This is a genomic window from Rhizobium sp. S163 (assembly GCF_030380805.1).
Classification (GTDB): Bacteria; Pseudomonadota; Alphaproteobacteria; order Rhizobiales; family Rhizobiaceae; genus Rhizobium.
This window is the reverse complement of record NZ_JAUDSA010000016.1, coordinates 1-20,065: the sequence shown is the minus strand read 5'-3', so window position 1 is coordinate 20,065 and position 20,065 is coordinate 1. Positions and strand designations below refer to the sequence as shown.

Here is a 20,065-nt window from a genome sequence, read left to right as displayed (position 1 = left end):
GTCTATCCGGAGGGATTGAGCGGGGGCAGGGTCGCCACGGTTTGTGATGACTGCGACGACGTGCGCACGAGCGCGTCTGCGACGCTCCGACGGTCGAAGTCGTCGCTTCTCCCGGAAAAAAGCAATCGCTCAAGCTTTAGGATCTCTTTCTCTAGGTCGGGCAGGCCTGCCACTCGATCGGCAAGCGTGCGGAAGCCATCGGCAGCCGCCCATCGCTGCAAGGCAGCGTACACCTGCAGCGGATCAGCCTCCAATATTGTTCTGCGCAGTTGTCGCAGGCGGTACTTTTCCGACTGCTCGATCGCTGCCCGGGCAAGCTCCAGGCGTCGCCTTATAGCGCCCGGCAGCCCCCGCGCCGACCACAGAGAGCCGATCACGAGCAGTGCGATGAGGATCCACATCATTACCTCACGCCGATACTCGAAAGCGCTCCGCTCCGGCCTTTCCGGTTCGGGCGCTATCGCGCTGTGGGATAGAGCTGGGGCGACAGAAACCTTGATCGACGGAAGGTCGGCAAAAGCTTGGCCCGATTTATCGAGGTCGAACCATGCGTAGTGTATAGCGGGAAGCGCGAATGTGCCTTCAACCTCGGCTGTGTAGGAGATGGTTTCAGTTCGTCTGCTTTGAATGTCTCCACGCCCCGCAGAGACGTCTTCCAGCTTTGGCGGCTGGGAATACTGCCTAAGACCCATTGCGTCGCCCACGTCTACCGGCGGAAGAAGCATGGCCTGCGTCTCCTTGGCCGTGACGACGATCGTCCTGACGAGGGCGTCGCCGACCTTGAGCTTCGCCGGATCGCCATCGAAAGACTGCGTGATCTCCACGTCATGGGCGGCAAACAGCACCGATGAACTTGTGGGCGGCGCAACCTCGAAGCTTACGGCTTGTGTTGCGACCGTCGCCTTGGTGGGCTTGCCGTCGATGGAGTAATTGAAGTTTATGCTGATGGGAGGAACATTGAACGCTCCCGATTTCTCAGGGACGATGGCGTATTGTTTCCTGATGCCCGAGTACTGAACACCGGCCACAGTCTGTGAGAGGTTTTGCGCACGCTCCTCGGGCAAGGTGACGAGCGCATCGGGAACCTCGAAGAGCGGAAAATCCGGCGGCGAGGTGAAGAAACCGGGCGCAAATACATCGACCGTCAGCCGTATCTGTTCGCCTGCAACGATGGTGTCGTCGGCCTCGATGGCGCTACGCACGAACGGTTCTTCTGCAGAAGCACGCAGGGCGAAAAGAGCAAAGAGGCATGTAAGAACCGTCCTCAAGGTCCTTTCTCCTGTTCCGCTTCTATGGCAAACTTGCGGGCCATGAGGTCGGCCGGGCTTGCCTGAATGTTCTTGATCCACATCTCCGACGTCTGCGCCGCCGCCTGCACAGTTCCCGTCTTGCCTTTCTTTCCCTTGTCGTCAAATTGAATGCTGTCCGGCTTCTCATTGGGCTGGTCTGGCTCCGCGTTATCCTCCTGCTGCTTCAAAAGAAGCTTGGCGAGAGCAAGATTAGCTTCCGCATCTGCCCAGCCATTCCGCTTCTCGAGCGCTTTTTGGTAGGCCGTGACGCCTTCTTCAAAACTGCCCAGATGTAGCAGAGCGTTGCCCTTGTCGAACCATGCTTCCGCGGTATCGGACAACCCAAACGCATCAACTGCCTCCTGGAACTTGCCTGCCCGGTAAAGCGCGGTGCCTTTCCAAAGCGGCTCCTTGAAGTGGGTCGCCGCGGCTTCAAAATCGCCCCGCTCAAAGGCGATCCTCCCCTGCTGGTCAGCCGTCATCCACATGTCCGCGAAGGTGCCAGCCTGAGCTGATTGGGGGACGAACAGTTTGAACGCGAGCAGGATGGCTGCCGTTCGGGTGACCCAGCCACGCCTGAACGACAGCCCGAATAAGAGCACGACTGGTATCAGGAGCCACCAGCCGAGATCGTGCCATCGGTCGCCGGTGGAGGCGGTCTGACGTTTGAAGTTCGTGGCGACCTTCTGAACGATCCAGCGAACGTCGGCGTCATCGTCTGTGATCGTCGCGACCGAAGCCCCGGCATTGCTACCGAACGCTTTCAGCGCCTCCAGATCGACCTTGGCAAAGGCTCCGCCCTCGACCGCGCCGCCTTCAGGCGTTCCCACGCCGAGCACGACCAAGCCGCCTTCCATCCCCTTGGCGGCGTCGGTGGCGCCCTTTTCGATCCCGTCTGTCAAAAGGAGGACCGTTCCAGAACCGCCATCCTCTTCTAAAAGCTGGTCCGCGAGCCGCAGCGCTGCGGCCGTGTCCTTTCCAGGCAGCGGCATCAGGCGTGTCGCAAGCGCATCGGTGTAGGACAAGATCAGTTCGGCGTCGTCGGTGAGCGGTACGAGGAGATGGGCCGTGCCTGCATAGGCGATCACCGCGGTGCGGGCGCCGCTGCGGGCCGTCAGAATGTCATGGATCTTGAGTTTCGCGCGCTCGATGCGGCTGGGACTGACGTCCTTCGCATCCATCGTCGGCGACAGATCGACGGCGATGACGAGGGAGGCCGTATCGGAGACGAACGGCGGAGGCTCGCGCCTCCATGTTGGGCCCGCCACGCCGACGACAGATAGCGCCAAGACGACAGCAAGCGCAAATGCGGGGGCAAGTCGGTTCCCCCTGTCTGGTTCGATCACCAGGCTGTCAAGCAGGTGTGGCGCGATCATTGCCTTCCACCGGTCGCGGATGTCGCCGGCGCGCGAGGCCATCCAGACGAGAATGGGTGGCAAAACGAGTGCGACAAGCCACCAGGGCCGGAGGAAATGAAAGTCGGCAATCATACGGCAATCCTCCGACGGCGGATCAAGCCGACTAGTCCCACGACACCGTACCAACCGCCCAGAGTTACGACAGCGGCTGCCAGCGGCCAGTGGAAGAGCTCGATGCGAGGCCGCCAGGATAATTCCTTCTGATCTTCTGGTGTGATCTGATCAAGAACCGAGTAGATTTCCGCTAGTTCCGATTGGTCACCGCCGAAGAAATAACGGCCTCCTGTGTCGGAAGCGATCTTTTGAAGCGTCGATATATCGAGCTTGTCCTCTCCAGTGGCCGCCGGATCGCCGATGCCGACAGCGTGGATCACGATCTTCTTGTCCTTGGCGATCTCCGCCGCCTTCAGCGGAGGCATCTTGCTCGCCGTGTCGTTGCCGTCGGTCAGAACGATCATGACCTTCTCCGGCACATTGGTCTTGTCGAACATCCGGATAGCGAGCCCGAGCGTGTCCCCGAGCGAGGTGCGCGGTCCAGCAATGCCTGGCAGGAGGCCTTTGATCATCGTCTGGACAAGCCTGTGATCCATGGTGAACGGCGCCAAAGGGTATGGGGCATCTCCGAATGCGATGAGGCCGATCCTGTCGCCGGTCCGCTTTGCCACGAAGTCGGCCACGACCTCTCTTACGGCGTCCACACGCGCTTCGTTTGCGCCTTCAGGTGAACGAAAATCCTTAACCTCCATGGATTGCGACAGATCAAGCGCCAGCAGGATGTCGCGCTGCGGCTCGTGCTTTTCTATGGGGGGCTCGACAAACTGCGGTCGTGCCAGCGCAAGTACGATCAGACACCATGCAATGCCCTCAGCCACGAGCTGAGGCCAGGATCGGCGGGTCACGACCGAACCTTCGGATGGCTTCACGCCGGCCGCCTGCGCCACCTCGGCAAAGAACGGCAGTCGGATCGAAGCCGATGTTTCCAGTCGTGGCGGGAGCAGCCACCAGACGAGAAGAGGAAGCGGCAACAAAAAAAGCAGCCAGGGATGATCAAGCTGATACATGATGCTTCTCGATCCAGTGGCGGGCATTCGCGACAACTTCATCGCAAGTCTCATCCGACATTGCTTCTCCCGAGGCTCGGTACTCCAGGGCCAGCGCCGACGTTAGGTTTTGCTCCTGTTCATCGTCCACAGATCCTCGTAGAAACGCTGTCCATCGATCCCCGGTGATTGGCGCAACACTTTGGCGCGGCCACGCCGCGAGAGCCGTCCGCTTCAAAAGCTCCGAAATCCTCCTCACGCCGTCGCTTCGGCGCTCGGGCGCCGCCATGTCGGTTTGTATCGTCTCCAGGATCCTCAGAGCCTCCCGGCGGTAGGCGTTTCGTCGATAGCGACGCAGTGCAATGAACACCCAGGTTGCAAGCAATGCCAGGATAACGCCCGCGAGCATGCCCCATCCCCAGGTTTGGGGCAGCCAGGAGACCGGCGTTGGCGTTACGATGTCACGCATCGAGCGAAGCGCGGTCTCCGCCATGGGGTCGAGTGTCGATGCGTTTTCCATCAACGCCTCCTTTGTCGCCAAGCGGCCTGTTCCAGCAGTCGTCTTATCTGCGGCGCAGTCTCTTCCGCAGACGATATTGGCAGCATGGGCAATCCCAGCTCGCGCTGCCAACGGCGCAACGCGCGGCCCCTTTCCCTTGCGAAGCTGTCGACGGCTTCCCGCACCGATCGCTGAGCCAGAGCAAGTTCGGCCTGTAGTTCACCGCCGCTCACGACAATTTCGCCAGCTTTCGGCAATTCCAATAGGAACGGGTCGTAGACCAGCAAGCAGATCACGTCGTTGCTTTGTGCGAGATGAAGAAGAAGGCTGCGTGTGACATCGTCGTGCCCGTTTAGATCGGTGATCAGAATGACGAGGTGGTCGTGATGAGCCAGGGCGCTCGCTCGCCTGAGGGTCTCGTTGAGTGTCTGCGCCGACGCTGGTCCAGAATATGAGGCCGACAGCTTGGCATTCCAGGCAGATACCCGGTCGGCAAGTGCAATGACTGCATTTCGGCTTCGATGAGGTCGGACTTCGTCGATACCATCGTCACCAAACACCAGGCCGCCCACGCGGTCGCCAGATCCGAGGATGCGCCATGCGCAAAGCATGGTGGCCTCTGCGGCCGTCACCGATTTCATGGCTCTGCGGCTGCCAAAAAACATATTTATGCGCTGATCGACCAACAAGAGTGCCGGTCTTTCTTTTTCCTCGTCATAGACGCGGACGACGGTCTTTTGGGTTCTTGCCGTCACCCGCCAGTCGATGGAGCGGATGTCGTCACCTGGAAGATAGTCGCGCAGCTCCTCGAAGATCAGTCCGCGACCACGCAGTGACGATTGCATGCGGCCTGCAAGCTGCTGATGGCTCCTTGCCTTCTGGACGAAAGACAAGTCGCGGGCGCGAGCTTCAAGAGCGACGAGCTGGTCAGTCGTCACATGAACACCATCGCTCGCTGCGCCGCGTGTCATCATGAGACTGCCACCAGTTCCGTGATCCTGCGGATCACTTGGTCGGCGGTCGTGTTGGCAGCGTGAGCGTCATAGGAAAGGATGAGGCGATGGCGGAACACGTCGTTCACCACAGCCTTCACGTCATCAGGGGTGACGTAGTCGCGTCCTTTGAGCCAAGCGTAGGATCGTGACACCTTGTCGAGGCCAATCACGCCGCGTGGGCTGACCCCAACTTGCAGCAGCTTTGCGAGGTCTTTGTCGTAGCGGTCCGGATATCGCGTCGCAAAGACCAAAGCGACCATGTATTTTTCGACAGGATCGGACACAGTCACCGTGCCGATCTCCTTACGGGCATCGAACACCGCCTTCGGATCGAGCCGGTCCGGCGGCGTATGCGCACCGTTTCTACCTTCGGTGTTTTCCTCGTCCCGATTGAGCCGCATGATCGCCGCCTCGGACTTCTCGTCGGGATAGCCGACCTCGACGTGCATCAAGAAGCGGTCGAGCTGTGCCTCCGGCAACGGATAGGTACCTTCCTGTTCGATCGGGTTCTGTGTGGCCATCACCATGAAGAGGTCGGGGAGGGGGTAGCTCTTGCCGCCCACGGTTACTTGCCGCTCCTCCATGGCTTCCAAGAGAGCCGATTGCACCTTGGCCGGCGCGCGGTTGATTTCGTCGGCGAGGATCAGATTGGCGAATATTGGCCCCTGCTGAAACTTGAACTCACCTTTGCCGCCTTCCGCGAAATAGATCTCGGATCCGGTGATGTCGGCCGGAAGCAGGTCTGGCGTGAACTGCACGCGGGAAAGCTCGGAGTTGAGGTTTTTTGCCAGGCTCTTGATCGCGCGTGTCTTGGCAAGACCTGGAAGGCCTTCGACAAGAAGATGGCCATTGGCAAGGAGGCCCAGCAGCAGGCGCTCGACCATCGCTTCCTGGCCGATAATCGATTGGCCGATGCGCTTTCCCAGTGAAAGAATGTCGTCGCGTGCTGTCATGGAAACACCGTCGCAGAAATGAATGTGGATCGGGGATGATTGAGGGTCCGAAGAAAGCGGACGCCACTAAAGCCACTATGCTTACGTCTTGAAGCCGCAATGGCTGACCGACCGGGCGATGCTTTATCAATACAGGCGCCTACGTCGTTTGGATTGCTCGCGTTGCGCCGGCTGGGAGAGCGTTGGTCGAAGTGTTCTTTATGCTCGCTCGCCCAGGAAGCGGTCGAGGAGAAAAGCGTGATTGCGACCATGATGGCCGCCCCAAAAGGCTTCCTGGGCGTATTGTCTGCCATCTCGTCCTCCAAGAAAGGAGAGACTTGCTCTTTGTTGGATCGTGCGGAAGTACGTAACGGTAAACGTTCGCGTAAAACATGAGAGGGGAGCGCGAAAACAGAAGGGGTTCCCATCGGAGGTCGCAATTCCCGATTGGCCGGAGCAAGGCCTGAAGGCTCTGATCTCAAGGCTCGAGGGACACGCCCATTGCGCTTCACCTCTGCATCTGGCTCGTCAGGAAAGCCCGCCGGTTTCGGCATTCGCCGATCACAGGAGCGTGATTCCTGTAACATTTCACCTGGAGGCTGCGAACGAAGGCATGTGACCGGTCGCATGATGCGGCGGGCAGCATTTGGGAGACCCACCATGATTACGCGTCTTTTCACCACAATCGCCAGTGTCGCGTTTATTGGAATCTCGTTGGCAGCTGGCGGCGCCAGTGCACAGTCGAGCATGGATTCGATGACCAAACCCAACGGTATGAAATCGAATATGACCAAGACCGACACTATGATGTCCGGATCCATGAAGGCCGACAGCATGAAGATGGGCAGCACGAAGGCTGACTGCGTGCACAAGGCTGGCATGGAAAAGGACAGCATGAAGAAGGCCAATATGATGAAGCACTGCGATGCAATGAAGTGATGGCGCTGGCGCTCCCGCGGCCTTCTTTGCAGGAGCGCCGCCCACACATTCTTCAATCTGTCTTCAATCTGTGCCGGTCTTATCCCCTTTTCTCTAATCGAGCCCCCTGGAAGGCCTTTTATCACTTGGCCACATTGATCTGATTGGCGTCCGGGTCTTCGAATACAGAAGCGCGCGAGCCGTAATTTTTATCCAGCTCGGAACTACCTCGAATGCTGCCCACTGGGTCCAAATCGACGCCTGCCTTGGTCACCCCGCGCTCGAGCATTGAAACCAGGTCCGGCGGGAGACCTGCAGCATTAACGGTCCGTTTGAATACGACCGCATTGATGCCGCCGTCCCCAATGCTGCTCGGTGCCTGCTCCGATCCAAGCTCCCCCAATGCGGCAGCGCGGACTACACTCGTCAGCGAACTGCGGTCGTTCACTCGCTCGGTCCAGAGGAGGGCCTCTGAATAACGGGCGTCACGGAAGGCGTCCAGCGCAAGCACAATTATGGCGCATCGTGGCACTATGTCGGTTTCTGCGCTTGCCTCTTTCGCCATTGCCAATCCGGCGGAAAGATATCACGCGGAATAAAGTAAACCACCCAAGGCCGCGAGCGAATCTGGATTGCTCGGATTCAACGCGACGGCCCTGTTGCCTGCCTCGATCGCAGCTTGCAACCTTCCGCCTGCTGCTTGAGCCGCCATCAAAGCAAGCTGCGCCCGGTCGGAAAATGGGGCTCTGGCAACGGCATCCTGAGCATGCCGAAGCGCACGATCTGCGACCTCAGACGGAGTCGCTATTCCGGCCGGAGCAAGAAGAATGCGAGCCAGAGTTGCGTTGGCGTCGGGATCGTGTGGCATGAGCCGCACCGTGTGTTCGAGGCAATTGGCTGCCGCCTCAACGCTGCCCCGAACTTCGAGCGCGTACTCCGCTCGAACGGCGCAGTCGTTACCGATGGAATCCTGACTGGCATCAAGTTCGATCGAGTTGATCACGCCTCGACTGGCCGCGATCCGCTTGGCAGGGGAAGCAACGATCTCCTGTCTCGCTACGGCCGCGCTCTTTGGGGCTGGGTCCAGCCATCCTGATCCCCACGGCGACGGAACCTTTGCTTGGTAGCGAGAAGCTCGGTCTTGGCCCGACAGGCGTCGTTCTTAAACAGGACGGGCCGTGGACCTACGGCGCGCTCGCCAACCACATCTGGTCCGTGGCGGGTGACGGAGGGCGGTCGGATATCAGCTCGACCTTCCTGTAGCCCTTCATCTCCTACACCACGCACGACGCCTGGACTTTCGCGCTGAACACCGAGAGCACCTATGATTAGGAAAGCAACCAGTGGAGCGTCCCGATCAACTTCTCGATCTCCAAGCTCGTCACCTTCGATAAGCAACCCGTGAGCTTCCAGCTCGCGCACGCTACTGGGCGACGTCGCCAGAAGGTGGTCCGAACGGCTGGGGCGTTCGCGCCGGGATTACATTCCTCTTCCCCAAGTGATTTTAGACCGCCCAGGCCGGCAGTTCTTCTACGTCGTCGGTGGTAACAGAGGTCCCTGTAACATTGCGCTTTACGGTAACGTACTTACAGCGCGCTGAATTATCTGTTCCCCTGCTTCTTCGATCCCGTTGCGTCGCCCGCCGCTTGGCGGTTGTGGCTTCATGCTCGAAGGAGACGTGTCGATGGCGTTGTGTTCTCTCGCTTCCCCCGGACGTTGGGCGATCCTGGTCCTTGCGTCGACGTTTCTCGCTGTCGGTGGGGGCGCTCTTTACGCTCAGGAGCAGCCAACCCCGGCGCCGTCGGCCGCACCAACGCCGGCATCAGCCCCGGTCCAGGCGACCGACGCGTTGACCGACGAGGAGATGCAGGTGCTTGTCGCGCGCATCGCGCTCTATCCTGACGAGCTTGTTGCGCTTGTAACCTCCGCCTCGCTGTATCCGCTGCAGATTGTCGAGGCCTCCCGGTTCCTCGGCGAGGTCAAGAACAACGCTGCGCTGAAGCCCAAGGACGATTGGGATGGCAGCGTCGTCTCGCTTCTCAATTACCCCGACATCGTCAAGATGATGAGCGACGACCTCGACTGGACGCAGCAACTCGGCGATGCGGTCGCCGACCAGCAGAAGGACATGCTGATCGCCATCCAGACACTGCGCGACAAGGCGGTCGCGGACGGCATCATCAAGACCGACGACAAGGTGAAGGTTGTCCAGCAGAACGACAATGTGGTCATCCAAGCCGCCAATCCCGAGAAGATCTACGTGCCGCAGTACGAGCCGCAAATGCTCTACGATGACGCCTACGCGCCGGCGCCGATCGGCTATTACCCCGACCCCTATCCGAACTACTATTATCCCACGGCCACCTATTTCGCGGGCTTTGTGACCGGCGCGATTTTCGGCGCCGTGGTCGACTGGGACCGATGGGGTGTCTGGGGCGGCCGGTTCGACGGCAACGATATCGACATCGATTGCGACCACTGCTTCAACCGGTTCGATCGCAACGGCAAGGTCAACTTCAACGATGTCGACTGGAAGAATGTCGATCGCAGCAAGATCAAGTTCGATCACAACCAGTTCGCCAACATCGACAAGACCAACATTCGCAACCGGCTGGAAGCGGGCGGCAATAACGACATTCGCACGAAGGCCAAGTCCGTCAAGGCAAGAGCAGCCAACGCCGAACACGCCAGGGTAACGCCGTCCGCCATCAAGGACATCAGGACGAACAAGATTGCCGGCGGCGGCGGCGAGTTGCGGGACCGTGTCGCCAATCGGCCCGCCGGCGACCATCGCGGCGAGATCGGCGAGCGCGCAAACCGTGACATCGGACACCACGCCATGGCTGGCAAACGGGATGCGCGTCCGCAGCGCCCTTCGGGACTGGGTGAGGTGCGTTCGCGGAGTGCTGCCAATCTTCACTCGCAGCTCGGCGGCCGCGCCATGGGTGGCGGGCACCACGCCGGCCGTCCGGAGTTTGCGGCACATCGCGGCGGTGGGGGAGGCGCTCACTTCAGCGGTGGGGGCAGAGGCGGCGGTGCGCACTTAAGCGGCGGCGGCCGTGGTGGCGGCGGCCATGCCCGCATGCCCCATGGCGGACGTCGACGCTAATCGAACCGAACGGAGTAACTATCATGAGTGTTCATCACCCTCGCATAGGATTTCGTTTGATCGCTGCAGCAGCAGTGTCTCTCCTGTTGTCGACAACGAGCATGTCTGCGGCAGAAAAAGACCTCGTCGATCTCGTGTCGAAGCAGTTGCCGACCGAATATGATAGTGCCGACGCCGCACTGGCAGCGTTCAAGGAAGCAGTTATTGCCTCCGACCTGGATAAGCTGGCCACCATTCTCGGTGTCGACTCAGCACATCTGAAGACGACCGATGGCGTGACGGAGACGTTGGCGGCAATCAAGGAAGGGATCGGAAAGCGGATTGGTCTTGAGGAGAGGAATGGCCAAAGCATCGTCGATGTCGGTGACATCATGTGGCCGTTCCCGTTCCCGATCGTAAGAGCGGAGAGTGGCAAGTTCGCCTTCGATCCTGTCAACGGCATCGAGGAGATCATCAATCGTCGTATCGGCGAGAACGAAATCCAGACGATCGAGACCGTGCGCGGCTATGTCGATGCCCAGCAGCAATATGCGACCGCCGATCACGACGGCGACGGCGTGCTGGAATACGCGCAGAGGCTCGTAAGCAGTCCCGGAAGGGCTGACGGCCTTTATTGGCCGGAAAGCGATGGCCTCGGCGAGAGCCCCGCGGCGCCCTATCTCGACTACGTCCAGTTCGACAAATCCAAGGACAACAATGGATACTTCGGCTACCGGTACAAGGTCCTGACCCGACAGGGCGGCAATATCGCCGGCGGCCCATATGACTACGTGATCAACGGCAACATGATCGCCGGTTTCGCCCTGGTCGCGTGGCCGGTGAGGTATGGGGAAACGGGCGTCAACACCTTCGTGGTCAACCGTAATGGCATCGTCTACCAGGCCGATCTCGGGGTAGACACCGACAAGATCGCGCGCGCCATGAAGCAGTTCAATCCGGGTGACCGCTGGTCAGTAACCGAGGATTGAACCGATGGTTAAGGCGAAGCTTGTGGCACGATCGGCGAGCGATGTTGCCCTGCAGCAGGACCGGCTGGAATATCTGGCGTCGCACGGCGGGCCGTTCTTCGTACTTCAACGGCGGCTCAATCTTGTTCACGAACGAAACCTTCACACGGGTCGCCGCATCATCCTGTTCGTGGCCGCCGCCTGGGTCGTTCCATTGCTTCTCACACTTCCAACTTTGTTTTCTGATACGCCGACCCTTCACGCGTACCTCACAGATCCCGGTCCATGGGCCCGCTTCTTCGTGGGCATCGCAGCGTTTTTGGCTGCCGAGCAAGCCGTCGAAGCGGGATTGCGACGCAAATTAGGTCAATTCCTCCGTGCGCCGTTGATCCCTGCTGCGTCACAGGGCTTGGCTATGATCGCGCTCGGTAAGGCTATGGCACGCCGCAACTCAGCACTTGCGGAGGCCGCGTGTCTTGCGCTTGCCGTCATCTCCGCATTTCTGGCCTTTCTGACCTTCAAGCAGGCGCCGTCGACGAGCTGGGCCGCCACGGTGACAGGTGACGTCCGTCATCTCACGTTTGCGGGTTGGTGGTGCGTCTTCATCAGCATTCCATTGTTCATCTTCCTGTTCACTCGCGGTGTGTGGCGCCATCTGGTGTGGGCCGATCTGCTCAGAAGCATTGCGCGTCTCGACTTGAGGCTGGTTTCCACGCACCCGGATGGCAAAGGCGGCCTTGCCTTCGTCGGGGAGTATCCGAACGCCTACGTTCTCTTTGTTTTCGGTGTGAGCTGCGGCATGGCAGCGGCCGTCGCGAAACACCAGATGCAGGCCGATCTATCAGCAGCGACGCTCACGACGATCATGGGCGTGTGGTTGTTGATCGTGCTCGCATTCTTTGCCTATCCTCTGTCGGCGTTTTCGAGGCCGCTGAGTCAGATGAAGGACCAAACCCTGTTGACCATGTCGGCGCGGGCGACAACGCAACAGCGAGCTTTCGAACGCAAAGCGATCGGCGAGAATGTTGTCGCCCCGGATGCAAAGGAAGCCGAGCAGGCAATGGATCCCGTCGATCTTTCCAAGCAGTACGAGCAGACCTGCAAGCTGTCCTCGATGCTCGTCAACCGCAAGACGCTGCTGCCAGTCGCTGCGGCGGCCCTGATCCCATTCGCAATCGCCGGCGTATCCAAACTGCCTTATAAGGAGGTGTTTTCTGTCCTGAAAAAGCTTCTGCTTATCTGAGCAGTCGACACCCGGCCAAGGTGCGGGAAGGGGACTGGCTCGGACACTCTGCCATACTCCGATCTGATTGTTCGAATGAAATTCTGATAGAGAATCCTGATCCGCGCTGGAGGCGAATGATGGAAATACATCGTGGCTGGTGGCTTCTGCTCGGTGCGCTGGTTTCGTCCTGCCTTCCTGCGATTGGAAGGGCGGAAACGCCCATACCCACCGCAAAGCCGCCCCTGATCGAAAAGCACGTCATCGACCTTAAGGCGATGAAGGAACGTCGCATCATTCGCATCCTCGTGCCGTTCAGCAAGACGGTCTATTTCATCGACAAGGGCCGCCAGTTCGGTACGGCGGTGGAGTTTGGGCGCGAGCTGGAAAAGGTCTTGAACAAGGATCGCAAGAAGCAGATCGACCATATTACGATCGTCTTTGTACCCATGCCGCGTGACAGGTTACTGCCCGCGCTCAACGAAGGCCTCGGTGACATCGTCATGGCGAACCTGACCGTGACTGATGATCGTTCAAAGGATGTCGATTTCACTGATCCGCTCTACAGCGACGCGCAGGAAGTTGTCGTCGCAGCACCGGGCAGTCCAGGCGTCCAGACTGTCGACGATCTCGCCGGCAAGCACGTTGCTGTCAGGCTATCGAGCAGTTATCACGAGCATCTTCTAACGAAGAACAAGGAACTGGCGGCCTCCGGCAAGCCGCAGATCGTCATCGATCCCATGGACGAGAGCCTGGAGGATGAAGACTTGATGGAGATGGTCAACGCCAACCTGCTGCCCTTCACGATCGTCGATGCCTATAAGGCCGACATCTGGTCGCATGTCTTTCCCGACATAAAGGTGCTCCATGATGCCGTGCTGTCTTCTCAGGGGAAGATTGCCTGGGCCATCCGCAAGAGCAGTCCGGAGCTAGCGGCGGAGCTTAACGCCTTCGTGGCAACGCATAAAGTTGGCACCACTTTCGGTAATATTCTCCGCAACAGCTATTTCAAGCAGGATAAAATCGTAAAACGGGCCTATTCGCCATCAGACGTCGATCGCTTCCAGAAGCTTGTCGAAATCTTTCGCAAATACGGCGACAGCTATTCCTTCGACTATCTCATGCTGATGGCGCAGGGGTATCAGGAATCTCAACTCGACCAATCCCGTCGATCTCCTCGAGGTGCCGTCGGCATCATGCAGATGCTCCCATCCACCGCCAAGGACGAAGTAGTTGGGATCAGCGGTATCGACAAGGATCCCGACCGAAACGTCAAGGCGGGTGCGAAATACCTTCGTCATCTCGTAAAGACCTACATCGATGATGAGGCGCTCACGGCGAAGGACCGGCAGCTTTTTGCCTTCGCGGCGTACAATGCCGGACCCGGAAATCTAAGAAAGTTTCGACAGAAGGCAAAAACGATGGGGCTCGATCCCGACGTCTGGTTCGGGAATGTCGAAAACGGAGCGGCAGCGATTGTCGGGCGTGAGACCGTGCAGTACGTCAGCAATATCTACAAGTACTACGTCGCGTATTCGCTGTTGGTTGATCGAATGGCTGAGCGAAAAAAGGTTGTTCTTCCCCAAGCGGACTAGCAGGCCCAGTTCGCGAAGTGCGCGTTGAGCTCTACGGCAAGCCAGCCTACGATATCCGCCTCTGGCAGCCTCGAAATGAACTGAGGTCTTGTGTCATGGAGAGCGTAAAACAAAAAAAGCCCCGCAGGAGCGGGACTTTGTCGTTTCGTACAGGCAGTTCTAGAACTTCACGCCAAGGCCTATCTTGACCACATGCTGATCGGCATCGACGTCAATACCGAGCACATCCTTGCTGCCATAGTCATTGAATCGGTACTCGACGCGACCAAAGACGTTGTTAGTGAAAGCGTAGTCAACACCGGCACCGACCGTGTAGCCGTTGAAGGTCTTGGTTTCCTTGTCAAGGCCAGGAACGTCCACGAACCCGCGTGCGGCGGTCCAGCCGGCCGCACCGTAAAGCAATGCATTGTCGAACGCGTAGCCTACGCGAGCGCGCACGGCCCCGGACCAGTCGGAGCCCACGTTGGCGCCAAGGAAGTCCTTGTCATTCCAGTTATATTCGACGTTGCCCTCGACGCCCAGAACGATGTTGTTATCAAGCTGCCAGTTGTAGCCAACGAACCCGCCGAACAGGCCGCCGTTGAAGTCCTCCGAATCCGATATGCCGCCGCCGGAGAAATCCCCATTCAGCCAGCCAGCACCGCCGTCGATACCGAAATACGGGCCACTCCAGGTGAAGACCGGGGCTGCCGCAACGGGCTGTTCAACCAAATCTGCAGCAAAAACCGCAGGGCTGGAGGTGAGAGTGATCATTGCTGCAACAAGGAACTTCTTCATGACGCTTCCCTAAACTGAACACTGCACTCTACTTAAAGTATTCTGATCGAGCAGTCTGTAGCGGGTATGCAACAGTCGGTAGAGATTGAGGCTACTGTATCAACGAGGGCTGAAATGCAAGGCGACCGTTACTGACCACGGCGGCTTTCGTTCACGGTCCAGAAATCTATACACCGAACCTCAGTGATCGTTCGGTGCGTACACCTCCAGGACTATCTGCTCGGTTTCCTCGCAATGATCGTAGGCTACATTCGGAGACCGGTGGCAAAGTACCCGGCGGACAAGCCAGGCCGCAGAGAGGTAAAGTGTCAAAAATTACTCACACCTGGGGAGATGAGCGCTATAGATTGCTTGAACGGTCGATCTCCGAGCCCGGAACAATAATCGAGGCGATTGAAGGCCGCCCTGTTCTCATCGAGAGCGGCCTTCTGTTGCGCAACGGCTTAGTTGTTGTGGGCTGCGCACGCTTCGTCTTCCGGCGTGGCGTTGCTCTTTCCGCCCTGGGTCTGCAGCTTGCCGGTGCCCGCGCTGCTCGCCGGATCCGCGCACTTCGTTTTGTCCATCTTCATTGTGCTGCCGGTAGATTCCGTATCAACGACCTGAGGTTTCTTCATATCGGTGTTCGCGCCACCGCCGGTATCGCCGTGGTTTTTGTCGATTGTGGAACCGGCCGGGGCTGGGTTGGACTGAGCAAAGGCAGGAGTTGACATACCGGCTACAAGGAGTGCTGTCGCAATGATCTTCATGCGCATTGTTTCTGATCCTCAAGATGTTGTGTTGTTGACGGGATCTTAACAACGGCTTCGTCACCTTGTTCCCAGGCTCTTACAGAAATTTCGGGCTTGAAGTATAGCCGGGAGGCGGCGTGGGCGACGCTTCGATTGATCCCGATCCGCGACGGAGAATTCGATAGCACCAGAAGAAAACATCCCCTGGCGATAACTATGGACAACAAGTGAGGTTGACGGTGCGACACTTACTGAACGGTCATCCCGCAAAGCCAAGACGCAGAGCAAGCGTCCAGCGGTTGCAGATCGAGCGCGACGCTCGACGTTCTCCTACGTGGAACGTCAGCGTTAGATGTTCTATTTTCTGGCATTCCTGCTCAAGCTTGTGCGACAAGCCGTCCATCTCCTCCATGGTTGCCGGAGATAGAAGTATTTTGGTTTCGCGCGAGGTTGCGCACCACGCTTGGGTCCGCCGGCCACAAGCTTCGGCGAACTTCCCCCAAAATGGGGATAAGCTATAGGGTTAAATTGTTGAGGAGATCGAGCGCTAGCGCTCTCTCATGAAAAAAAGTGCCCCGCACGAGGGCGGGGCAATGGCGCTGATCCAGAGTGCGCATTAAACGCCGCCTTGCGCGTTTGGTTCCAAAAAAGCGAAATTGTTTTCGTTCGAGGAGGGGCCAACTGTTGCTCGCGCCTATAACGGCGAGCGATCCAAAGGCTTCCGCGGAGTCGCGGCCGTTTTCCCGTAGGGTATCCAGGACTCTGCTGTGGTGACATCCGATCGCGCCTAAGCACGGATTTGTGAGCTAGGGACGGCCGGTGGCTCAGTTGCAACATCCTGAAGCATTAAGAAAGCTGAGCAGTCCATTGAAATACAACAGTGATCGCGGTTCTTGCTGTGGCAAAAAGGCGATTTCAGTGCCACGGCCATCGGCGTGGCGCTCGCTGGCCCAAGAGACCGATATCACCGTGTAGCTCAGGCTGCCCATCAGCGCGGGTCTTGTTGGAAGCGTCAGGCGCCTTGCCTTGAGGCGAGCCATCACTTGCCAAGAGTTCCCGCGCTCATCGCTTGCTTTCGGCTCAGAACCCGCCGCGACCGGGTGGTGGGCAAGATTTCAAAAGGTACACGTGAAAAAAGAACCCCCGGCGAAAGCCAGGGGCAAATGGGGAAGAGAGCCACGAAGGAAAGGCATTGACGCGGCTCCGACTAAGAACGAGCGATCCCAGCCTAGGTTCCTAGTGACCGCAACCTTTTTTTATCATCCGAAGATCCGGACGATTGCTGTACAAGCGCTTGGCAAAAAATCCGAGCGGTTACGGTGCTGGCGAACTCCGCTCTATCCGGTACTAAAGCATGTCGCGCCAACCAGATTCGGGATTTCCAAATCAGTTGATCCGTGATTCTTTTTGCCCATGGAAGGAGCCACACCATGGGCAAGCCGCATCCGATCGAGTTGCGTGAGCGTGTCGTTGCGTTTGTAAATGAAGGGCATAGCAACCGTGAAGCCGCTCGGCATTTCCGGGTTTCGCCTCGGTTCGTCAATAACATGATGATCCTGCATCGGTCATCCGGTTCTCTCGCCGCCGCCAAGCAGGGCCACCCGCTTGGTGGCGCGAAGCTTATGGCTCATGCTGATTGGGTTCGCGAGCGGATGTCCGCGCATGGCGAAACGACTTTGGATGAGCTGTGCGTTGCACTCGCGGAGCGCGGCATTGAAATCCATCGCGCTACGGTCGGGAGGTTTTTGCACCGGCTCGGGCTAAGCAATAAAAAAAAGCCTTAAGGCAAGCGAGCAGCGCAGGCCGGAGATCGCCAAGGCTCGTGACCTTTGGATCAACCGCCGAAAGCGGTTCTTCAACAAAGCCTTGTCGCGGCTCATCTTTATCGATGAGACGTCGACCAACACGCGCCTGACAAAACGCACCGGGTGGTCTGCCAAAGGCAGTCGCTTTGCCGCCTATGCTCCCTTCGGGAAATGGAAGACGCAGACCTTCATTGCCGGTCTGCGCTGCCATGGCCTGACCGCACCATGGATCGTCGATGCTCCAATGAACAGTCGCATCTTCGAAACCAGGATCGAGACACAACTTGTGCCGACACTATCGCCCGGCGATGTCGTCATCCTCGACAATGTTGGCTTCCACAAAAGCGAAAGGGCAGAACAGTTGCTCAAGACAAAAGGCGCAAGGCTTCTCTTCCTGCCCCCTATTCGCCGGACCTGAACCCCATCGAAATGGCATTCTCGAAACTCAAGTCACTCCTGCGAAAGCGGGCCGCTCGAAGCTTCGATACAATCACCAAAGCGCTCGGCGACATCATCACCCTCTTCTCCGTCACCGAATGCCGAAACTTCTTCAAGGCAGCAGGATATGAGGCTGAATAGATGCGACACGCTTTAGCATTTCAGCGTCGGCGGGCACACAAGTGCCGCAAATCAGTGAGCTTATGTTTTCTGAGGTGGCGTCCGGTCGAGCCCCGCAACTCACATTGATCAATCGGTTATCTGCTTCGTTTAAAGCGGGGCGTAAAATACTAATCACGTGGGCGACTTTGCAAACCACCATTTCGCTGCATGCTCGCTTGAAGAATGAAGATTGTTTTACGCTCCAATTCCTATCGCAACCCTACTGCGCTGCCAAAGCATCGGGAGGTAGCTTTGCCAACATATCGAACCACGCGTTTTCGGCGGTTCCATAAAATTCTCCCGCGGCACCTTCAAGTCCAGGTCGATCAGTGATCTCGACATAACCTCGCCTTGATCGGATCCAGTGCTCACCTTCGAATATGTGGAGACAATCGGTGATACTCGCGCGTCTTGCATTGATGTAGGCAGCGAGTTCATCATGCGTTGCGACAATAATGTCACCGTCGATCCGATCATGGAGCATCAGCAGTTCACGGGCAAGGTTTTGCTCGATGTTTCCGGCGCGACCGCTGGCAGCCATCATGGCAGATTGAACTGAGCGCCATCCGCGATAGCGTTCAAGCCGGGCGCCGAACTCCTCGTCTCGCCGGGCAAGGGCCATCAACGCATCTGGCTGGATTTCGTATCCCCAGCCGTCTGTTCGTGCTTCGGCGAGGAAAAACCCGGGTGACGTGCCCGTCAAGAGGTTGATACCGGTCATTCCCTCACGTCCAATCATCCCAACCTCGACGTTGACCGCGGGGGGCAACGAGAAGATCACGGAGATCACGCCGACTTCAACGAAGAGCGCGCTTTGCACGATGTGCGAAGGGCGTTCAATCATCTCTCCGCGGTGAAAATGACGTCGCATCAAAAAGGGCTGTATCGACTGTTGAACATCGGACGACAGCACATTCAAAAGTCGGTTTTGATATGATGACATAGTTTCAGAGATATAGGGCGACGATAGACGACGGCTCGGTTAGTACGCTATCGTACGGTTCGCACTCTGGTACTACATTTCGGTGGTATGCGGTGGCTTGTAGCTGGAACGAGCTTCCGAAGTTCCCGTGTCACCGTTTGAGAATGCCTGCCTTATCGGCGGCGTGTACGAAAACGTGCTTCGCTTTGGCGTCGGTAATCTTTCCTTCGAGCGCTGCCAGGCATGCGCGTCTGGCTGCGGAAAAGGACCGGCCGCCTTTCGTAGGCCACGAGGTCATCAAAAAAGCCATTGCCTCACGGCTGCTACCGACACACCGAAAGTGATCGGAATTGCCGATCATGAGTTCAACTGGCTTGTCCCATAGGCAGTCGGTCATTTCAGTTCCTCGCTCATGCTCTTCCTAAAAGGAAATGCACGAACCAAGGGCTCGTTCCTGATGTCAGACCAAGGTCCCCTACCAGTGGCGACCAAACTCGGAGGAGGTGCCGGCGAAAAACGTTGTGCTCGATCCGCCGTCCATGGAATGACCACCGTAAGGCGTCTAATGGCTTAGAAGCAGACCTTATCTGGAATAACAAGCGAGCTCGATACGTCGGGACGCCGCGTTTTGCGAAAAAGTATGCCGTCAAATGACGCATACATCCGATCCCGAGGCGTCAGCAATCAACGCGATGCTGGAAGCGGTTCGATCAGGGAAACGTCGCTTCTTGCACCAGCCACCAGACCGGTAGGAAAGCCAATGTTATAGCGACAGCCCACACTGACACAAACTTGATGAGATACTGACGACGAAACCGTATTTCATTCCACTCATAGTACATTAGCATCTCCTGTCTAGGCAGACACAACAATGCTTTCGCTCAAGAGTCGAGTGCGAGAATGCAACATGGCGGGAAGAAAATTAGGCGGAGCAGATGCGGAATTCCGACGAAGGGTAGGATTGGGTCTTGACCTACGATGGATGCCTGATCTGCGAAGCCTGTCTGGCACATTGAGTAGACTGCTGAGCGCGGATCAGATCGCCCGCCTGGCGGGCCGATTTTGCAGATCCGGAGGGTTCCGAAGGGGCTTCGCCCGGATCGCTCGGCGCCCGCCCGGTGGGTATTCTTATCGATTTCGAAGCTGAAGGACCGATACCTTGAACTAGGACGTGGACTCGCAAACTGAATTGATCCAAATTCGTGTCGCAACGAGTTTCAGTGCAGCAAGGTAATTGTCAGGGCGGCGGTCGTAGCGCGTGGCCAGGCC

18 protein-coding genes and 2 pseudogenes are annotated in these 20,065 nt (G+C 58.1%); 8 read left to right on the top strand and 12 right to left on the bottom strand.

Translation table 11 applies throughout. The features are described 5' to 3' along the window. Positions 1–2: 2 nt before the first annotated feature. Genes QTL96_RS15160 through QTL96_RS15135 form a run of 6 tightly spaced genes read right to left on the bottom strand, consistent with a single transcriptional unit; the run spans position 3 to position 6,194 of the window. Positions 3–1,268 carry a BatD family protein gene (locus QTL96_RS15160; protein ID WP_289728271.1) on the bottom strand — a complete coding sequence of 422 codons (1,266 nt, stop codon included), beginning with the start codon at positions 1,266–1,268 and terminating at the stop codon, positions 3–5. After that, positions 1,265–2,779 (bottom strand): VWA domain-containing protein, encoded by a 1,515-nt coding sequence (locus QTL96_RS15155; RefSeq protein WP_289728270.1) that lies wholly within the window; start codon positions 2,777–2,779, stop codon positions 1,265–1,267. Before QTL96_RS15155 ends, QTL96_RS15160 begins: the two co-directional genes overlap by 4 nt. Next, entirely contained in the window at positions 2,776–3,768 is a 993-nt protein-coding gene (locus QTL96_RS15150; RefSeq protein WP_289728269.1) for a VWA domain-containing protein, read from the bottom strand. The genes QTL96_RS15155 and QTL96_RS15150 overlap by 4 nt, the downstream gene beginning before the upstream one ends. Next, the gene (locus QTL96_RS15145; protein ID WP_289728268.1) at positions 3,755–4,267 is read right to left on the bottom strand and encodes a DUF4381 domain-containing protein; all 513 of its coding nucleotides are present in this window, start codon (positions 4,265–4,267) and stop codon (positions 3,755–3,757) included. The genes QTL96_RS15150 and QTL96_RS15145 overlap by 14 nt, the downstream gene beginning before the upstream one ends. After that, positions 4,267–5,220, bottom strand: a complete 954-nt coding sequence (locus tag QTL96_RS15140; RefSeq protein WP_289728267.1) for a DUF58 domain-containing protein — start codon at positions 5,218–5,220, stop codon at positions 4,267–4,269. The genes QTL96_RS15145 and QTL96_RS15140 overlap by 1 nt, the downstream gene beginning before the upstream one ends. Next, positions 5,217–6,194 carry a MoxR family ATPase gene (locus QTL96_RS15135; RefSeq protein WP_289728266.1) on the bottom strand — a complete coding sequence of 326 codons (978 nt, stop codon included), beginning with the start codon at positions 6,192–6,194 and terminating at the stop codon, positions 5,217–5,219. The genes QTL96_RS15140 and QTL96_RS15135 overlap by 4 nt, the downstream gene beginning before the upstream one ends. A 99-nt stretch (positions 6,195–6,293) precedes the next feature. On the opposite strand from QTL96_RS15135, the gene QTL96_RS15130 reads away from it, so the two are divergent. Together QTL96_RS15130 and QTL96_RS15125 are read left to right on the top strand one after the other, a co-directional pair. Beyond that, entirely contained in the window at positions 6,294–6,569 is a 276-nt protein-coding gene (locus QTL96_RS15130) for a hypothetical protein (protein WP_289728265.1), read from the top strand. 267 nt (positions 6,570–6,836) lie between these two features. Then, positions 6,837–7,112 (top strand): pentapeptide MXKDX repeat protein, encoded by a 276-nt coding sequence (locus QTL96_RS15125; RefSeq protein WP_289728296.1) that lies wholly within the window; start codon positions 6,837–6,839, stop codon positions 7,110–7,112. A gap of 121 nt (positions 7,113–7,233) precedes the next feature. Here QTL96_RS15125 and QTL96_RS15120 read toward each other — a convergent pair whose 3' ends face one another. Both QTL96_RS15120 and QTL96_RS15115 read right to left on the bottom strand, forming a co-directional pair. Beyond that, positions 7,234–7,656: a hypothetical protein gene (locus QTL96_RS15120; protein ID WP_289728264.1), complete on the bottom strand. Its 423-nt coding sequence runs from the start codon at positions 7,654–7,656 to the stop codon at positions 7,234–7,236. A gap of 21 nt (positions 7,657–7,677) precedes the next feature. Next, positions 7,678–8,094 carry a hypothetical protein gene (locus QTL96_RS15115; protein ID WP_289728263.1) on the bottom strand — a complete coding sequence of 139 codons (417 nt, stop codon included), beginning with the start codon at positions 8,092–8,094 and terminating at the stop codon, positions 7,678–7,680. Between the two features lie 71 nt (positions 8,095–8,165). On the opposite strand from QTL96_RS15115, the pseudogene QTL96_RS15110 reads away from it, so the two are divergent. The 5 genes and pseudogenes from QTL96_RS15110 to QTL96_RS15090 all read left to right on the top strand — a co-directional run. Next, a pseudogene (locus QTL96_RS15110) lies at positions 8,166–8,593 on the top strand (transporter); the annotation flags it as partial. A 182-nt stretch (positions 8,594–8,775) separates the two neighbouring features. Continuing rightward, positions 8,776–10,200, top strand: coding sequence for a DUF3300 domain-containing protein (locus QTL96_RS15105; RefSeq protein WP_289728262.1), 1,425 nt, complete (start codon positions 8,776–8,778; stop codon positions 10,198–10,200). 101 nt (positions 10,201–10,301) lie between these two features. Then, the gene (locus tag QTL96_RS15100; protein WP_289728261.1) at positions 10,302–11,168 is read left to right on the top strand and encodes a DUF2950 family protein; all 867 of its coding nucleotides are present in this window, start codon (positions 10,302–10,304) and stop codon (positions 11,166–11,168) included. Positions 11,169–11,172: 4 nt separating this feature from the next. Beyond that, the gene (locus QTL96_RS15095) at positions 11,173–12,390 is read left to right on the top strand and encodes a hypothetical protein (protein ID WP_289728260.1); all 1,218 of its coding nucleotides are present in this window, start codon (positions 11,173–11,175) and stop codon (positions 12,388–12,390) included. A gap of 119 nt (positions 12,391–12,509) precedes the next feature. Continuing rightward, entirely contained in the window at positions 12,510–13,964 is a 1,455-nt protein-coding gene (locus QTL96_RS15090) for a lytic transglycosylase F (protein ID WP_289728259.1), read from the top strand. A gap of 159 nt (positions 13,965–14,123) precedes the next feature. Here the strand turns inward: QTL96_RS15090 and QTL96_RS15085 are convergent, their stop codons facing one another. Together QTL96_RS15085 and QTL96_RS15080 are read right to left on the bottom strand one after the other, a co-directional pair. After that, entirely contained in the window at positions 14,124–14,741 is a 618-nt protein-coding gene (locus tag QTL96_RS15085; RefSeq protein ID WP_289728258.1) for an outer membrane protein, read from the bottom strand. A 443-nt stretch (positions 14,742–15,184) separates the two neighbouring features. Continuing rightward, the gene (locus QTL96_RS15080) at positions 15,185–15,493 is read right to left on the bottom strand and encodes a hypothetical protein (RefSeq protein ID WP_289728257.1); all 309 of its coding nucleotides are present in this window, start codon (positions 15,491–15,493) and stop codon (positions 15,185–15,187) included. A 1,406-nt stretch (positions 15,494–16,899) separates the two neighbouring features. Here QTL96_RS15080 and QTL96_RS15075 point away from each other — a divergent pair. Continuing rightward, positions 16,900–17,853 (top strand): annotated as a pseudogene (locus QTL96_RS15075) (IS630 family transposase). Between the two features lie 241 nt (positions 17,854–18,094). On the opposite strand, the gene QTL96_RS15070 reads toward QTL96_RS15075, so the two are convergent. Then, on the bottom strand, positions 18,095–18,718 hold the full coding sequence (locus QTL96_RS15070) for a Crp/Fnr family transcriptional regulator (RefSeq protein WP_289728256.1): 624 nt from the start codon (positions 18,716–18,718) through the stop codon (positions 18,095–18,097). A gap of 229 nt (positions 18,719–18,947) precedes the next feature. Continuing rightward, on the bottom strand, positions 18,948–19,193 hold the full coding sequence (locus QTL96_RS15065; protein ID WP_289728255.1) for a DUF982 domain-containing protein: 246 nt from the start codon (positions 19,191–19,193) through the stop codon (positions 18,948–18,950). Between the last annotated feature and the right edge of the window lie 872 nt (positions 19,194–20,065).

Excerpts from the sequence above, each read along its gene's own strand:
- QTL96_RS15155 (WP_289728270.1), bottom strand. The coding sequence starts at position 2,779 with ATGATTGCCGACTTTCATTTCCTCCGGCCCTGGTGGCTTGTCGCACTC.
- QTL96_RS15150 (WP_289728269.1), bottom strand. The coding sequence starts at position 3,768 with ATGTATCAGCTTGATCATCCCTGGCTGCTTTTTTTGTTGCCGCTTCCT.
- QTL96_RS15145 (WP_289728268.1), bottom strand. The coding sequence starts at position 4,267 with ATGGAAAACGCATCGACACTCGACCCCATGGCGGAGACCGCGCTTCGC.
- QTL96_RS15140 (WP_289728267.1), bottom strand. The coding sequence starts at position 5,220 with ATGATGACACGCGGCGCAGCGAGCGATGGTGTTCATGTGACGACTGAC.
- QTL96_RS15135 (WP_289728266.1), bottom strand. The coding sequence starts at position 6,194 with ATGACAGCACGCGACGACATTCTTTCACTGGGAAAGCGCATCGGCCAA.
- QTL96_RS15130 (WP_289728265.1), top strand. The coding sequence starts at position 6,294 with ATGGCTGACCGACCGGGCGATGCTTTATCAATACAGGCGCCTACGTCG.
- QTL96_RS15120 (WP_289728264.1), bottom strand. The coding sequence starts at position 7,656 with ATGGCGAAAGAGGCAAGCGCAGAAACCGACATAGTGCCACGATGCGCC.
- QTL96_RS15105 (WP_289728262.1), top strand. The coding sequence starts at position 8,776 with ATGGCGTTGTGTTCTCTCGCTTCCCCCGGACGTTGGGCGATCCTGGTC.
- QTL96_RS15100 (WP_289728261.1), top strand. The coding sequence starts at position 10,302 with ATGTCTGCGGCAGAAAAAGACCTCGTCGATCTCGTGTCGAAGCAGTTG.
- QTL96_RS15095 (WP_289728260.1), top strand. The coding sequence starts at position 11,173 with ATGGTTAAGGCGAAGCTTGTGGCACGATCGGCGAGCGATGTTGCCCTG.
- QTL96_RS15090 (WP_289728259.1), top strand. The coding sequence starts at position 12,510 with ATGGAAATACATCGTGGCTGGTGGCTTCTGCTCGGTGCGCTGGTTTCG.
- QTL96_RS15085 (WP_289728258.1), bottom strand. The coding sequence starts at position 14,741 with ATGAAGAAGTTCCTTGTTGCAGCAATGATCACTCTCACCTCCAGCCCT.
- QTL96_RS15080 (WP_289728257.1), bottom strand. The coding sequence starts at position 15,493 with ATGCGCATGAAGATCATTGCGACAGCACTCCTTGTAGCCGGTATGTCA.
- QTL96_RS15070 (WP_289728256.1), bottom strand. The coding sequence starts at position 18,718 with ATGATTGAACGCCCTTCGCACATCGTGCAAAGCGCGCTCTTCGTTGAA.
- QTL96_RS15065 (WP_289728255.1), bottom strand. The coding sequence starts at position 19,193 with ATGACCGACTGCCTATGGGACAAGCCAGTTGAACTCATGATCGGCAAT.